We start from the raw sequence: 16648 nt of genomic DNA, 5'->3' as shown, positions 1-16648 counted from the left end.
GTTGACTATTCCATATTAAACATTAAAATATGAATTTTAACAATTATACCATAAAATCACAAGAGGCGATACAGCAGGCGCAACAGCTTGCTCAAGAATTTGGCCATCAACAAATCGAGAATGAACATTTATTTAAAGCCATTACCTCGGTAGACGAAAACGTAACTCCATTTTTACTCAAAAAACTTAACATTAATGTGGCTTTGTTTAATCAAATATTAGATAAAACCATGGAAAGTTTCCCTAAAGTAAGTGGTGGAGATATCGTGCTTTCTCGAGAAGCTGGAAAAACCTTAACGGATGCATCTTCAATTGCTAAGAAAATGAATGATGAATATGTTTCTGTAGAACATCTCATTTTAGCGATTTTCAATTCTAAAAGTAAGGTTGCTCAAATTTTAAAAGATCAAGGTGCCACAGAAAAAGGTTTGAAAGCAGCAATCGAAGAATTAAGAAAAGGACATCGTGTAACTTCTCAAACTGCAGAAGAAACTTACAACTCTCTAAATAAATATGCTAAAAACCTAAACCAACTAGCCGATAGTGGAAAATTAGATCCCGTAATTGGTCGGGATGAAGAAATAAGAAGAATACTTCAAATCTTATCTCGAAGAACAAAAAACAACCCTATGTTGGTTGGTGAACCAGGAACTGGTAAAACCGCTATTGCAGAAGGTTTAGCGCATCGTATTGTTGCAGGCGATGTCCCAGAAAATTTAAAAGATAAAGAAATTTATTCTTTAGATATGGGTGCTTTAATTGCGGGAGCAAAATACAAAGGTGAGTTTGAAGAACGTTTAAAATCGGTTATTAAAGAAGTTACTTCTAGCGATGGGAATATCGTGCTTTTTATAGATGAAATCCATACACTTGTGGGTGCTGGTGGCGGACAAGGAGCTATGGATGCGGCAAATATTCTTAAGCCTGCATTGGCTCGAGGCGAATTACGTGCTATTGGTGCGACCACCTTAGATGAGTATCAAAAATATTTTGAAAAAGATAAAGCATTAGAGCGTCGTTTTCAGCGTGTAACCGTAGATGAACCCGATACCGAAAGTGCTATTTCTATTCTTCGCGGAATTAAAGAAAAATACGAAACCCATCATAAAGTAAGAATCAAAGATGAAGCCATAATCGCTGCAGTAGAACTTTCTCAACGCTACATCACGAATCGTTTTTTACCTGATAAAGCAATCGATTTAATGGATGAAGCTGCTTCTAAACTCCGTATGGAAATTAATTCTAAGCCTGAAGAGTTAGATGTTTTGGATAGAAAAATTATGCAACTCGAGATTGAAATTGAAGCAATTAAGCGAGAAAAAGATGAAAGCAAACTAAAAATACTTCAAGCAGATTTAGCAAACCTTAAAGAAGATCGAGCTGAACTGAATGCTAAATGGCAAAACGAAAAAGGGATTGTAGATAATATTCAGCAAGCAAAAACCGACATTGAAAACTTTAAGTTAGAAGCGGAAAGAGCAGAAAGAGATGGCGATTACGGAAAAGTAGCCGAAATCCGTTATGGAAAGATTAAAGAAGCGCAAGAACGTTTAGAAAAACTTCAAAAAGAAGTGGCTGAGCAAAAAGCAAAAGGCGGAAAATCTTTAATTCAAGAAGAGGTGACCAATGAAGATATTGCTGAAGTTGTAGGGAAATGGACGGGAATACCGATTACCAAAATGCTACAAAGTGAGCGAGAAAAACTTTTGAATCTAGAAGATGAATTACACAAACGCGTGGTTGGTCAAGAAGAAGCTATACAAGCGGTGAGTGATGCCATTAGAAGAAGTCGCGCTGGTTTGCAAGATCAAAAAAGACCTATAGGAAGTTTCTTGTTTTTAGGAACAACCGGAGTCGGAAAAACAGAATTAGCTAAAGCCTTAGCGGAATATCTTTTTGACGATGATAGCGCAATGACACGAATAGATATGAGTGAATATCAAGAGCGTCATTCGGTAAGTAGATTGGTAGGTGCGCCTCCAGGATATGTAGGTTATGATGAAGGAGGACAATTGACCGAGGCCGTTAGAAGAAAACCTTATTCAGTCGTCTTATTAGATGAGATTGAAAAAGCACATCCCGATACTTTTAATATTCTTTTACAGGTTTTAGATGAGGGTAGGTTGACCGATAATAAAGGACGCTTAGCAGATTTTAGAAATACCATTATCGTAATGACCTCTAATATGGGAAGTCAAATAATTCAAGAAAAATTTGAAGCAGTTAAAGATATGGAAACTGCTATGGAGAGCGCTAAAATTGAAGTTCTTGGTTTACTAAAACAACAGGTAAGACCTGAGTTTTTAAATAGAATAGATGATATTGTAATGTTTACGCCTTTAAACCAAGAAAATATTCAAGAGATTGTAGGGTTACAATTAAAAGGAGTAAGCAGAATGCTAGCGGAGCAGAATATTACGATAGATGCAACTCAAGAAGCGATCGCACTACTTTCCAAAAAAGGTTTTGACCCTCAGTTTGGAGCAAGACCCGTAAAAAGAACTATTCAGAAAGAAGTACTCAACAAACTTTCTAAAGAAATTCTCTCGGGACGAGTTACCGCAGAAAGTATCATTTTGATAGATGCCTTTGATGAGGAACTGGTGTTTAGAAATGAATCTGAAAAACCTATCATTTCTAATTAATTAATCAATTTTTTAAAAATTAAAAGCTACTCTCATTGGGGGTAGCTTTTTTTATTTCTTATTTTTGCTAAATTCTTAAAATAGTAGATGGTCAATTATATATTTAATAAAATAATGGGATGGAAAATTGAAGGAGAATTTGATCCTTCAATAAAAAAATCTGTTATTATTGTGGTTCCACATACGAGTTGGCATGATTTCTATATTGGTGTTTTTACTAGAAGTATTGTTAAAATCCCTATTGATTTTGTAGGAAAAAAAGAATTGTTCAAATGGCCGTTTGGAGCTTATTTTAGATGGATGGGCGGCACACCACTAGATAGGAGTAATAGTGAAAATAAAGTGGAAGCTATTGCTAAAATTTTTGCAGAAAAAGAAGAATTTAGACTATCCCTTGCTCCAGAAGGAACACGCAAAAAAGTATTGAATTGGAAAACTGGCTTTTATTATATTGCCTTGGCTGCCAATGTTCCAATCATTCCTGTGGGGTTTGATTATGGAAGAAAAGTGGTCAAAATTGGAGAACCCTTCTACCCTACTAAGAATTACGAAAAAGACCTAAGATTGCTTCAACTATTTTTTAAAGATATTAAAGGAAAAGCAGACCTTTAATTCTCTTTTTTCTCTTTCATTTTAGCAGTCAACTCTTTTAAGCGCGCTTTTCTATCTGCTTTTTCTTGGCGGAGTTTATTTTTCTTCCGATTCATTAACTTCGTATGCTTCGCTTTATTTTTTGTATTTTTTTCTGAACCAGATTTTGCCATTCTAATTTTTCTACAAAGATAAGTTTTTGTTTATAAAAGCAGTTATAGACATTTTTATAGTCGCGGTTTCCTTCGTAAATTGAAATTTATTTTTTCAGTTCAATATCTTTTATGAAAATACTACATACAGCCGATTGGCATATTGGTAAGCGTTTACACAAACATTACTTGTACGAAGACTTCAACTTGTTTATTCAATGGCTGTGTAAGTTGGTGAGCGATGAAAAAATAGAAGTCATCTTAGTTTCGGGAGATGTTTTCGACTTAGCAAACCCGTCCGCGGAAGCTAGAAAACAATATTACCAAACCTTAGTCACCTTAAAAAACTTGAATTGCAGATTGATCATCACAGGAGGAAACCACGACTCTCCTAGTATGTTAGATGCGCCAAAAGGGTTACTTTCGGCTTTACAAATGGATGTTATTGGAGGTTTACCCAAAAATATGGAAGATTGTATCATTCCGTTACCCCACAACGAAAATCCAAAAGTGGTCATTGCAGCCCTTCCCTATTTACGAGATGCAGATGTGCGGCTAGCAAACGAAGGAAATACTTATGAAGAACGTCTCGCAGCAATTAGAAAAGGGATTCAAACAAAATTTGATGAAGCTGCAGAAATTTGTCAAGAAAAATATCCCCAGATTCCTGCATTGGCGATGGGGCATTTGTATGCTGCCGGAGTAAGCACATCAGAGAGTGAGCGAGACATACAAATTGGGAACCAAGCTGCTTTTAAAGCAGAACAATTCAATTCTTATTTTTCTTATGTAGCTTTGGGGCATATTCACCAACCCCAACGCATAAATGCTCAAATTCCTACGTTTTATAGTGGTTCTCCTTTAATGCTTTCCTTTAGCGAACGTAAAGATGAAAAACGAGTTTTGTTACTGGATACCGAAAACGGATTTGAACCTAAAAGCATTCCAATTCCGAGTTTCAGAAAGCTTTTAAAATTAAAAGGAAACCTAGCAGAATTAAAATTGAAGTTAACCGACTTAAAATTCGAAGAAAATTTGGCAACTTTGGTAGAAGTTGAGATGCAAGAAGAGCATTACAGCACTCAAAAATTAGCAGATTTAGATGAATTGGTTAGCAATTTTAATCAGGAAAATGTAGAGATCATTAAACATCGAGCTCACTTTAAAAATCAGCAACTACAAAGCAGTGAGGTTTTTGGTGCCCAGCAAAATTTGGCCGATTTAGAACCTAAAGAAGTTTTTGAGTCTTTACTGAAAAACGAAGCCTTTTCTGATGAGGAAAAACAAGAATTGCTACACACTTTTGATGAATTAAAAGAAATGCAACACACTTCTGATTAAATTTTACTGACTATGAAAATTTTAAAACTTCGCTTTAAAAACATTAATTCGTTAAAAGGTGAGCACGAAGTAGATTTTACGCAATCACCCTTTGTGCAAAACAATTTATTTGCCATTACTGGACCAACAGGAAGTGGGAAAACCACGTTGTTAGATGTCATTTCTTTAGCTTTATTTAATCAAGTTCCAAGGTTGGGAAAAATGAGCACCAACGAAATTGTGAAAAAAGGCGCTATACTTACTCGTAATCAAAGTGAAGCTTTCGCTGAAGTAACTTATGCATGCGCAATGGGAGAGTACATTTCTCGCTGGGAAATTTCTACCAATAGAAATGGTAATCTACGAGATTATGAGATGTTTTTGGCCGATACAGCACAAGTAAACTTAGATTTAAAAAAATCTGAAGTCCCAGGAAAAAATGAGGAACTCATCGGGCTTAATTATGAGCAATTCATTAAATCTGTTGTATTGGCGCAAGGAGATTTTGCCAAGTTTTTACAAGTAAAAAAAGAGGAACGTGGGGAGTTGCTAGAAAAAATTACAGGAACAGAAATTTACAGAAAACTAGGACAGTTAGCTTTCTTTAAATACCGTGAATTGGAAAGTGCTGTTAAAGAGCAACAAGCAAAAATAAATACGTTTGAAGAACAATTAATTCCGCAGGAAGAATTTGAAGAGAATAAAAAGCAAGCTCAGCATATTCAGGATTTAAAAGATAAGCTTCAAAAAGAGGTTGAAGATTTAAAAACTCAAATCACTGACAAAGAAAACTTAGTAGAACTTGAAAAAAATATTCAAGGTGTAGAAAATGAACATCTTGAAAATGATAAAGAAAAAAATATTTTCGAGAAAGAAAAAGGAGATGCTTTAAATAAGCATCAAGAATTACAGGACTTTACAGATGAAATTAATTCTTGGAAAAACACCACATCTCAATTAGAACAATTAGAGACTAAACGTGTTAAAAACGAAGAGCAATTAAAAACACTATCTAGAAAACTCGAACAAAATAAAACTGATTTTAATTCACTTTTTGGCTTAAACACTTTAGAAGATAACTTTACACAAAGTTTAAACAATTACAAACAAAACCTACGTAATTTATATAGCGAACGCCAAAATATTGTAACTGAATTTAAAACTCTATCTAAGAATATTCAGCAGCAATTGATGAGCTTCAATTTAGTTTTATCCCAAAATAATCCGCTCGAAACTAAACATGAGGTACATATTCTTGTTCAGAAAAAAAATAAAGAGAAAGAAAACTTAGAAGATGAGCATTCTTTTTCTACTACCATAGATTTTGAATTGGAGCAGGAAAAAATTCAGCTTCAGCTAAAAAAAATTAGAGCTGCAGAAAAAGTATATTTAGAGATTGAGCAACTAAAAAAAGAGAGCGTCAAAGAATCTGAACTTTTAGAACAAAATCAATTAGACTTAAAAAACCTTCCCCCGCAAATTAAGGATTTTCAGCAGCAAGTTGATTTGCAAACTGCGCAATTGGAAGCGAAACAAAACGCCCAAAAAATAGCAGACTTACAAAAAAAATTAGATGATTATCGTCTAGATCTACAGCCCGAAACCCCTTGCCCTTTATGCGGAAGTAAAGAACATCCGTTTGCAGAACATGTACCGGTGAACAATGATAAAATTTCTACTGAAATAAAGGTATTCCAGCAATCTTTACATCTAAACCAAAAGCAGCTTACCCAAGCGGAAACTCAATTAAAGGGACTGCAACAGCAAAATTCTACTTTAGAAAAAAAAATCATAGAAATTGAGAAGAAAATAAAACTTCAGGAACAAAACTATCAAGAAAATTTTGTCAATGAAATTCAGCAATTAAAAGAAAATAATTTTACTGAATTTGAAGAGCATTTAATCAAAAAAACAACCGAATTACAAAAGTACAAAAGAGTTTTAGAGCAGCTAGTTGATTTACAGAAACTGCAAAAATCAATTGAAGAATTAAACGATTTATTGGTTCGCGGGGTTCATAAAAAAGAAGCAATACAAGATTTATATAAGGGAAACAACTTTGAAAAAGAATTAGGCGATGCAGAACAAGCTTATGTACGGCTTCAGCAAGAAGAAAAACAATTAAAAAATGAAGAAAAAGCTATTTCTACTGAGCTTAACCAACTAGAAAAACAGCAAGAAAAAACAAAGCAAACCTTAGAAATAGAATTCCGTAAATTGGGTTATACCAGTATTGCTTCAGCCATTGAAAAACTTTTACCTCATTCTCTCTTTAAAAAATATTCGAAAGAATTACAAGATTTAAAAAATAGACAAATTAGCTTAAGCTCTCGTTTGCAGGAACTTAAAATTCAGCAGAAGATTTTATTAGAAAAAACTACTAAAAAATCACTTGAAGAGTTACAAAAGAACTCTAAAGATCAAGAAAATAAAAGAAAAGATGTTGAAATTCAACTTAACGAATTGCAACGTATTATAAAAAATCAAGAGCTGTATTTAAAACAAATTTTAACTATTAGAGAAGGGATTGGTCAACAGTTGAAAACAAACAAACGCTGGAAAACTTTAAACGATTTAATTGGTGATTCTAAAGGGAAAAAATTTAATGATTACGCACAAGATTTAACCCTATCCCAATTATTAATGTTGGCTAATAAGCGTCTCGTCTTACTTACAGATCGTTATAAAATGGACAAACCTTTGGCAGACGAAGATGATAGTTTAGTGGCGATAGACGAGCATATGGGTGGACAAAGACGTTCAGTAAAGACGCTGTCTGGTGGAGAAACTTTTTTGCTAAGTTTAGCATTAGCCTTAGCTTTATCTGATTTTGCTTCTAGGAATGTAGAAATTAATTCTTTATTTATAGATGAAGGCTTTGGTACGTTAGACCCTGAAACCTTAGACCAAACTTTAGATACGTTAGAAGTTCTTCAAGCCAAATCTTCTAAAATGATTGGGGTAATTAGTCACGTAACCAGCTTAAAAGAACGTATTGCCACACAGATACAACTAAGCCAGAATGGGCAAGGTTATAGTAGCTTGAAGGTGGTGTAAAAAAAAGCCCTCAATTAAATATTGAGGGCTTTTTTTATGTCCTAATAAATATTTTACTTAGCTATATTTACTGCTCTTGTTTCTCTAATTACAGTTACTTTAACCTGACCTGGATAAGTCATATCAGTTTGAATTTTCTGAGAGATTTCAAAAGATAAATTAGATGCTTTATCATCGTTCACCTTTTCACTTTCTACGATCACTCTTAATTCCCTTCCTGCTTGGATAGCGTATGCTTTTTTAACTCCAGTAAAGCCAAATGCAATTTCCTCTAAGTCTTTTAAACGTTGAATATAAGAATCTAACACTTGACGCCTTGCACCTGGTCTTGCTCCGCTTATAGCATCACAAACTTGAATAATTGGCGACAATAATGAAGTCATTTCTACTTCATCGTGGTGAGCTCCAATCGCATTACAAACTTCTGGTTTCTCTCCGTATTTTTCTGCCCATTGCATTCCTAAAATTGCGTGAGGCACTTCTGTTTCTGTATCAGGCACTTTTCCTATATCGTGTAACAATCCGGCACGCTTAGCTAATTTTGGATTTAAACCTAATTCTGCTGCCATTACACCACATAATTTTGCTACTTCTCTAGAGTGTTGCAATAGATTTTGTCCATAAGAAGAACGATACTTCATTCTACCAACAATCTTAATCAATTCTGGGTTTAAGCCGTGAATTCCTAAATCGATTACGGTACGTTTACCTATTTCAATAATTTCTTCATCAATTTGCTTACGAGTTTTCTTTACAACTTCCTCGATACGTGCAGGGTGAATACGTCCGTCAGTTACTAACTTATGAAGAGAAAGTCTTGCTACCTCTCTACGAACTGAATCAAAACAAGAAAGAATAATTGCTTCTGGAGTATCATCTACAATGATCTCAACTCCTGTTGCCGCTTCAATAGCTCTAATATTACGCCCTTCACGACCAATAATTCTACCTTTTACATCGTCACTTTCTAAATTAAATACAGAAACACAATTTTCTACTGCTTCTTCTGTTCCAATTCGCTGGATCGTATTAATAATAATCTTTTTTGCTTCTTGTTGAGCCGTCATTTTAGCTTCTTCAATCGTGTCTTGAATAATCACCATAGCATCAGTTTTAGCCGATTCTTTTAATGACTCTACCAATTGAGCTTTTGCTTCTTCTGCGCTTACACCACTAATAACCTCTAACTGCTTAATTGCATTTTGGTGAACTTTATCAATCTCCTCCTGCTTCTTTTCTAGGTAATCGTTTCTAAAATCGTAATCTTTTACTTTATCCTCTAAATCTTTATTTAATTTCTTGTTTTTTGATAGTTCAGATGAAACCTGAGATTCTTTATCTCTTGTTCTCTTTTCTGCATCAGCAATTTTTTTATCTCTAGATAAAATAACTTTTTCATGCTCAGACTTAAGTTCGATAAACTTTTCTTTAGCCTGTAAAATTTTATCTTTCTTTTTACTTTCTCCATCCGCTTTAGCTTCCTTCAAAATAGACGCTGCTTCTTTTTTTGCTTCTGCAACAATAGAATTTGCGCTCTTGCTCTGCGATGATTTAACGATAAAATAGGCAATAATAGCTCCTACTATTATTCCTATGACTGCTCCTATAATTAATTGTATATCCATAAATTTTATATATAAAAAAAGCCTGTATTAGCATAGATTTTGTATAAACTCCTTTAAACAAGTATAGGGCTAACAAGCTGATCAAGGATCCGTTCTAAGACGGCTTGCTTTTACAACTTAGACTCACCCTTTTTAAAAGAATAAGTGTTGAGTTTATCAAATATAAATAACTAATACAGGCAGTAAACCTTTGTTTTTATTTTAAAGAACGTTATTATTTTAAGTGATCATCCAAAACTGCAACCAAGTCGCTTAATTTTTGCCTTGCATCAATCACTTCTTTATCATTATTTATTGAATGCTGTTCGGTCTTTGCTGCAAATTGTAAAGCACACATTGCTAATACATCCTGCTTATCCCTAACGGCATAACTCTGCTCAAATTGCTTAATAACTTCTTCTATCTTTTTTGCAGCTTTACGCAAACCTTCTTCTTGGCTTGGCGCAATGGTTAAGGGGTACACCCTGTCTGCTATAGATAGTTTTATTTTTAATTTGTCACTCATTCAAAATTATTCAGAGAGTTGAACAATACATTGATCTATCTCTCGTATTAAGCTATTTATTTTGAGCTTTGTTTCTCTTTTGTGTTCGTTACTGCCTAGTATAGCGTTAACAGATTTTAGTGTTTGATTTTCTTGTGAAAGTGACTCTAAACCAGTTTGAAGTTCTAGTATTCTACTTTTATTTTCTTCTATGATTTCTTCTAATTCGTTATTTTTCTGCTTTAAAAGTTCATATTTATGTAGTAGTTTACTAATCTTATTTTCAAGTGAATCAACTATTTCAATCAAATTACTCATCTGCTATTCACGTAATACTTATCTATACAAAGTTAACATACCTTTATCAATATGGCAACAGTTTTCTTTATCTATTTTAAAAGATTGCGTTACTTCGCTGGATTTCATCAATATATTTTGTTTTTATAATAATTAGTCTATATTTAAAGTTAACCATATTTCTAATCCTTATTTATGAGATTTATTTTTTTACTCTTGTTACCATTATTCCTCTGCTCTCCTGTAAAAGCGCAAGAAGATTTACCGCAAGATTACTTTTCAAGTCCGCTAGAAATCCCTTTAATTCTTTCGGGTACCTTCGCCGAATTAAGATCCAATCATTTTCATAGCGGATTAGATATTAAAACTCATCAAAAAACAGGTTTAAACGTCCTCGCTTCCGCGGAAGGATATGTAAGTAGGATTAAAGTTTCCCATTTTGGTTATGGAAAAGCCCTTTACATTCAACATCCCAATGGTTACACTACTGTTTATGCACACTTAAAAAAATTCTCTCCAGCCATACAAGCCTATATTAGAAAGGTACAGTATGCAAAAGAAAGCTATGAAGTAGAAGTTTTTCCTAAAGCTAACGAACTGCCTGTAAAACAAAACGAACTTATCGCTTACAGCGGAAACAGTGGCGGTAGTGGCGGTCCGCATTTACATTTCGAAATTAGAGACGCTGCAGCAAGCCCAATGAATCCTTTAGACTTTGGTTTTAATATTCAAGATAATTCTCATCCTTTAATTGAAGGAGTGTTTGTATATCCGCAGGGAGAAAATTCTCACGTTAATCAAAATAATAACCGACAAAAATTGAGAGTGATTCCTTTAGGAAACGGAAATTATATTACTGAAAATTTTGAAGCGTACGGCACTTTAGGTTTTGGGGTTTCTACAGTAGACCGGTTAGATTTTGCTTCCAACAAAAATGGCGTATATCAAATAAAAACTTCCGTTAACGGAAATAAATTGATGCAAATAGATTTTAAAAAGTTCTCTTTTTCTGAAAGTAGATATATTAATCGTTTTATAGACTATGCTTACTATAAGAATGAACGAAATCGTGTACAAAAACTATTTAAAGAAGATAATAACCCTTTAAGCATCATTACCACTTATGGGGAAAAAGGTTTTGTAAATGTTCAAGATAGCTTAGACTATAATTATACGATAGAAGTAAAAGATTTTAAAGGAAACACCAGTACTATTAAAGTTCCTATTACTAGTAAAACCTTTCCTTTGGAAGAGATTACTCCTAAAAAAATTGACAGCACGGCTTATTTTGCAAAAGCAGGACAAGCAATCGCTTTTGACGAAGATGGTTTTGATATTTATATTCCTAAAGGCGCTTTATATGAAGACGCTTATTTAGATATACAAAAAGACGGAGAAGGAATAAAAGTACATCACGACAGCACTCCTCTACATAAAAATATGACTATTGGTTTTGATGTAAGCAATTACACCGTAAAAGATAGAGAACAGCTATATGTAGCAAGAATGACCGATTGGGGAGCTGCATATTACGTAGACACTTATAAGAAAAACAACCGTTTTAGCGTTAGCACAAAAACTTTCGGTAAATATGAACTTAGACAAGATAATGTAGGACCTAAGATTACTCCTATAAATTTTAGAGAAAAACGATGGATGTCTAGTGAAAATGAATTGATATTTAAAATTGAAGATGAACTCACCAATATTGGGGGCTACCGAGCTACTATTAACGGAAAATTTATATTGATGGAGTATGATTATAAAACAGACAGACTGGTATATTACTTTGAGGATGATATCATAAAAGAAACCGAAAACAAATTAAAACTTATCGTACTTGATAATGTAGGAAATAGTACTACATTTGAAGGTACATTTTTCAGAAAAAATTAAACCTACAATCCTTTGAAAAGTTTTCTTTACTTAGCCCTACTCCTATTTTCTACGACTTTACTTGCGCAAACTGCCCAAATAAAAGGAATTATACTTGATGAAAGCGACACCCCTATTCCATCTGTGAATGTTAGCTATCTAGATGGCGGAACACTTACGAATGAAAACGGTTTTTATAATCTCGCTATACCTGCAAATAAAAATGTAATCGTAACCATTAGCTATGTAGGATTTAAAAAAGTGGTTTTTACAGTTAATTTAAAAGAAGGTGAAGACAAAGAAATTAATCCTGTTTTAAAAACTGACATCGAGCAAATAAGTACCGTAATTATTACAGGAGATCGAAGAAGTAAAGTAGAAGGCCTTATTACCATTTCACCTAAAACGATAAGAAAAATACCGGGGGCCAATGCCGGTGTAGAAAATTTACTAAAAACTTTACCTGGAGTTTCTTCTAACAATGAATTAAGCACACAATATTCCGTTAGAGGAGGAAACTATGATGAAAATCTCGTTTACGTTAATGAAATAGAAGTTTATCGTCCTTTTTTAATTCGTTCTGGACAACAAGAAGGTTTAAGCTTTGTAAATACCGATATGGTTAGAAATGTTGACTTTTCTGCTGGAGGTTTTCAAGCCAAATACGGAGATAAACTCTCTTCTGTATTAAGCATTGACTATAGAAGACCTGTAGATTTTGGAGCTTCTCTCCAAGCCAGTTTATTAGGAGCAAGCGCATCTATAGAAGGTGTTTCTAAAAATAAGAAGCTGTCTGCTATTTTAGGTCTAAGGTATAGAGATAACAGTCTTTTTGTAAACGCTAAAGAAACAGAAAGTAACTTTAAACCTCGCTTTGCCGATGCTCAGACTTATCTTAGCTATCAAGTAAATGATAAGTTTGAATTAGGTTTTTTAGGAAATGTTTCTATCAATAAATACGACTACGAACCCTTTACGAGACAAACCAATTTTGGTACCATTCAAGATCCTAAAGCTTTACTTATCTTTTATGAAGGACAAGAGAAAGATCAATACGAAACCTATTTCGCGGCTTTAAAAGGCTCTTATGAAATTTCAGATAATTATACCGCTAAGCTTATTGGTTCGGTTTACAATACGCAAGAGCAAGAACATTATGATATTTTAGCAGAATATCGATTAGGTGATGTAAATACTGATATTGGAAGCTCAGATCTTGGAGAAGTTGAATTTTCTGAAGGTGTTGGAGCTCAACTTACCCACGCAAGAAACGATCTAGATGCTTTAATTTTCAATGTGGAACATAAAGGAATTTTAAAAATTAAAGATCATCAAATTGATTATGGAATTAAATATACACATGAAGACATTAGAGACCGTATTCAGGAATATGAAATTATAGATTCTGCTGGATTTTCTATAAGACCTCCTTTTGAAGATTTTCAAAACAATCAGCCTTATGAAGCTTTTAACGCTCCCTTAGAATCTTTTAATAGTGTAAGAGCGTTTAATTCTACTCAAATTAATAGAATACAGTCTTATGTACAATGGAGCTACAAAACTACCTTAGGAGAAAGTGATGCCTGGTTTAACGCTGGTGTACGTTCTCATACTTGGGCGGTAACTAATGATGATGAAACCGCTTCCGCGCAAAGCGTTATTAGTCCGCGTGCTCAATTTGCCATTCAGCCCAATTGGGAAGCAGATATGTTATTTAGACTTTCTGGAGGGTATTATTATCAACCTCCTTTTTATAGGGAGTTAAGAGGACAAACGGGCGAAGTTAATCCAGATGTAAAAGCTCAAAAATCGGTGCATTTTGTATTAGGAAATGACTATAGTTTTAAAATGGGAGACAGACCATTTAAATTGGTTTCTGAAGCATATTATAAAAAGTTAACTGATGTAAATCCTTATACTTTAGAAAATGTTAGAATACGTTATGAGGCTGCTAATATTGCTGAAGCATATGCTTATGGATTTGATTTTAGGTTAAACGGTGAGTTCGTAGCGGGAACCGAGAGCTGGTTAAGTTTTGGTTATTTAAAAACCGAAGAGAACATAAACGACAGAGGTTATATCTCACGCCCTACCGATCAACGTCTAAAATTCGCTGTGTTATTCCAGGATTATGTTCCTAAAATACCAAGCTTAAAAATGTATTTAAATTTAGTGTATAATACTGGATTGCCTGGGGGTTCTCCTAATTATGCAGATCCATACGATTATCAAACCCGTTTACCAGATTACAGAAGAGCAGATGTTGGCTTTTCTTATGTAATTGTAGATCCTTCTGAAAATAATACCAACACCAATTGGTTAAAAGTATTTGAAGAGTTAAATATCGGAATAGAAATTTTTAATCTATTTGATAATCAAAACTCTATTACCAATACTTTTGTAAGAGATGTATACACCAAGAGGTTATATTCAATACCTAATTATTTATCTCCACGGGTTTTTAACGTGAAGCTATCTATGAGATTTTAAATAAAAGTGTTTACTAGATATTATCTTTTAGGTTTTCGCAAAACCAATCTGCTAATTACCCGATTTCATAACTCACCTAATAAAATAAGCTAGTTTTATTTAGAACATATGAGTCTTGGACATTTTAGCCAATTTTCATAAATATTCTTCAAAAATCCAAATACTTATTGAGAGATAAATAAATGCTAGAAGTGATCTTTATTGATGGAATGGGATAAAATATAAATGATAATTATGAATGAAATATTTAGTGATTTTATTGAGGAATCTATAGAGAGTTTAAAAAAATTACAATCTAATATTCTAGATAAACAAATTGATTCAATTGTTATTAATCAGACCTTCTTTCACAAAGATTATTTAAATGAAAAGAACATTACAGAAACGATTCCTGAATTTAAAGAAATCAAGGAGGTTAAGCAACCAGTTTTATATTGGTTTGAGTTAGAGTCTTCAGATAAAAATCAACAAATAAGAGAAAAAATAGAGAGTTATAGAGAACCTTTAAAAAAAGATTTTTCTCATCCAAATTATAGATATACTTCTTCCTACAAAAAAACATTTAGCTCTGATACTAAAATATTATATGTGGGTAAAGTTCAAACTGGTTTTTGGGGAAGGTTAGTAACTCATTTAGGGTACAGTCGTTACAAAACGACCGCAGGTATGCAATTATTTCATTGGTATGACCCAATAGAGTTTGGAGAATTAAAATTACACTATATCACTTTTGATAAGGATATGAAATATTTAGTTACAGTTTTAGAAAAGCAACTGGCTAAAAAATTCCAGCCGTTAATTGGTTATTATTAACTTTAATGTGACTTTCGAATATTAGTCAAATATATAAAAGAGAGCAAAAATCTTTATAGGATTGAAAAACACTTTTTTAAAAACAGAAAATTTATTCTATTACAGTTCGAATGATATTTTAAATAAAGTTATATTTAATCTACATTTGCTACATAGCATTTTAATATTTTAGCTATTGTAATATATCCTTATATACTAGAATGATAAATAAGATAGAAATAAAAGGGTTTAAATCAATAAAAGAACTCGATTTAAACTTAAAACCGATTAACGTTCTTATAGGTTCGAACGGAGTTGGTAAATCCAATTTTATATCTTTTTTTAAACTCGTTAATAATATTTACGAACAAAGACTAGAAAATTACTCTATCAAAAGAGGTGCTGAGAATCTGTTGCATTTCGGTAGAAAAGAATCTAAAGAAATATCTGGATATCTCGAATTTGATTATAAAAATGCATATGGTTTCAATCTAGAAGGAACGGATAATAATACATTATTTTTAAATGAAGAAATTACATACTTTAATAAGTCAAAGGGAGGATTGACTGATTTTTATGGAGGTGGCTGGTCTTGGAATGTAATTAATTCAAATTCAAAAGAAAGCGTACTTAAAAACAATAATAAAGGTATTTCATATTATGTCAATAATTACATAAGGAACTTTAAAATTTATCATTTTCACGATACCAGTGATACATCTGCACTTAGAACTCCAGCAATGTTAAATGATAATATATCATTAAGAGAAGATGCAGGGAATTTAGCTGCTTATTTATATTTACTTCAGGAAAAGCAAACAAAATATTTTAAGAGAATTGAACACACCATCAAGTCTATTGCTCCTTATTTTGAAAAATTTGAATTGCAACCCGATAGATTAAATGAAGAAAGAATAAATTTAGAATGGAGAGAAATTAATCATCCAGATACACCCTTTAATGCAAATCATTTCTCTGATGGAACAATCCGTTTTATTGCATTAACTGCTTTATTGACGCAACCTAATTTACCAGAGGTAATAATTATTGATGAACCTGAGTTAGGATTACATCCAGTAGCTATAAATAAATTAGCAGGATTAATTAAAAAAGCTTCTGTTAAATGTCAAATTATTATCTCAACACAATCTGTTAATCTAGTAAGTAATTTTGACCCAGAAGATATAATTACAGTAGATAGATTTAATAATCAGTCCGTTTTTAATCGATTGGAGGACAAGGACCTAAATAAATGGTTAAATGATTTTTCTTTAGGAGAATTATGGTTAAAAAATATTATTAAAGGACAACCGTATTAAA

General features: G+C 32.9%; 12 protein-coding genes and 1 other RNA gene. 8 read left to right on the top strand and 5 right to left on the bottom strand.

Annotated features, from left to right (window positions below):
* The first annotated feature begins 29 nt into the window (after positions 1–29).
* Both clpB and LX95_RS08395 read left to right on the top strand, forming a co-directional pair.
* Entirely contained in the window at positions 30–2645 is a 2616-nt protein-coding gene (gene clpB / locus LX95_RS08400) for an ATP-dependent chaperone ClpB (RefSeq protein WP_111540994.1), read from the top strand.
* Positions 2646–2732: 87 nt separating this feature from the next.
* The gene (locus LX95_RS08395) at positions 2733–3257 is read left to right on the top strand and encodes a 1-acyl-sn-glycerol-3-phosphate acyltransferase (protein WP_111540993.1); all 525 of its coding nucleotides are present in this window, start codon (positions 2733–2735) and stop codon (positions 3255–3257) included.
* On the opposite strand, the gene LX95_RS14590 is transcribed toward LX95_RS08395, so the two are convergent.
* On the bottom strand, positions 3254–3409 hold the full coding sequence (locus LX95_RS14590) for a hypothetical protein (protein ID WP_170116594.1): 156 nt from the start codon (positions 3407–3409) through the stop codon (positions 3254–3256). The two genes, LX95_RS08395 and LX95_RS14590, sit on opposite strands and share 4 nt — an antisense overlap.
* A gap of 111 nt (positions 3410–3520) precedes the next feature.
* Between LX95_RS14590 and LX95_RS08390 the strand changes: the two genes are divergently transcribed.
* Together LX95_RS08390 and LX95_RS08385 are read left to right on the top strand one after the other, a co-directional pair.
* Entirely contained in the window at positions 3521–4729 is a 1209-nt protein-coding gene (locus LX95_RS08390) for an exonuclease SbcCD subunit D C-terminal domain-containing protein (protein ID WP_111540992.1), read from the top strand.
* A 12-nt stretch (positions 4730–4741) separates the two neighbouring features.
* Positions 4742–7765 (top strand): AAA family ATPase, encoded by a 3024-nt coding sequence (locus LX95_RS08385; RefSeq protein ID WP_111540991.1) that lies wholly within the window; start codon positions 4742–4744, stop codon positions 7763–7765.
* 53 nt (positions 7766–7818) lie between these two features.
* Here the strand turns inward: LX95_RS08385 and rny are convergent, their stop codons facing one another.
* The 4 genes from rny to LX95_RS08365 form a co-directional block, all read right to left on the bottom strand.
* Positions 7819–9390, bottom strand: coding sequence for a ribonuclease Y (gene rny / locus LX95_RS08380; protein ID WP_111540990.1), 1572 nt, complete (start codon positions 9388–9390; stop codon positions 7819–7821).
* A 45-nt stretch (positions 9391–9435) separates the two neighbouring features.
* A non-coding RNA gene (ssrS, locus tag LX95_RS08375) (6S RNA) lies at positions 9436–9543 on the bottom strand.
* Between the two features lie 61 nt (positions 9544–9604).
* On the bottom strand, positions 9605–9895 hold the full coding sequence (locus LX95_RS08370; RefSeq protein ID WP_111540989.1) for a cell division protein ZapA: 291 nt from the start codon (positions 9893–9895) through the stop codon (positions 9605–9607).
* Positions 9896–9901: 6 nt separating this feature from the next.
* Entirely contained in the window at positions 9902–10192 is a 291-nt protein-coding gene (locus tag LX95_RS08365) for a cell division protein ZapB (RefSeq protein WP_111540988.1), read from the bottom strand.
* Between the two features lie 174 nt (positions 10193–10366).
* Between LX95_RS08365 and LX95_RS08360 the strand changes: the two genes are divergently transcribed.
* The 4 genes from LX95_RS08360 to LX95_RS08345 all read left to right on the top strand — a co-directional run bounded on the left by LX95_RS08360 (position 10367) and on the right by LX95_RS08345 (position 16647).
* A complete protein-coding gene (locus LX95_RS08360) occupies positions 10367–12067 on the top strand; it encodes a M23 family metallopeptidase (RefSeq protein WP_111540987.1) in 1701 nt (566 codons plus the stop codon).
* 12 nt (positions 12068–12079) lie between these two features.
* Entirely contained in the window at positions 12080–14536 is a 2457-nt protein-coding gene (locus tag LX95_RS08355) for a TonB-dependent receptor (RefSeq protein WP_111540986.1), read from the top strand.
* 234 nt (positions 14537–14770) lie between these two features.
* Positions 14771–15349: a hypothetical protein gene (locus LX95_RS08350; RefSeq protein WP_111540985.1), complete on the top strand. Its 579-nt coding sequence runs from the start codon at positions 14771–14773 to the stop codon at positions 15347–15349.
* 200 nt (positions 15350–15549) lie between these two features.
* Positions 15550–16647 (top strand): AAA family ATPase, encoded by a 1098-nt coding sequence (locus LX95_RS08345; protein ID WP_111540984.1) that lies wholly within the window; start codon positions 15550–15552, stop codon positions 16645–16647.
* The last annotated feature ends 1 nt before the right edge of the window (position 16648 follow it).

The sequence above is a fragment of the Mesonia algae genome, from assembly GCF_003253545.1.
GTDB classification, from domain to species: Bacteria; Bacteroidota; Bacteroidia; order Flavobacteriales; family Flavobacteriaceae; genus Mesonia; species Mesonia algae.
This window is presented reverse-complemented; position numbering and strand designations above follow the sequence as displayed.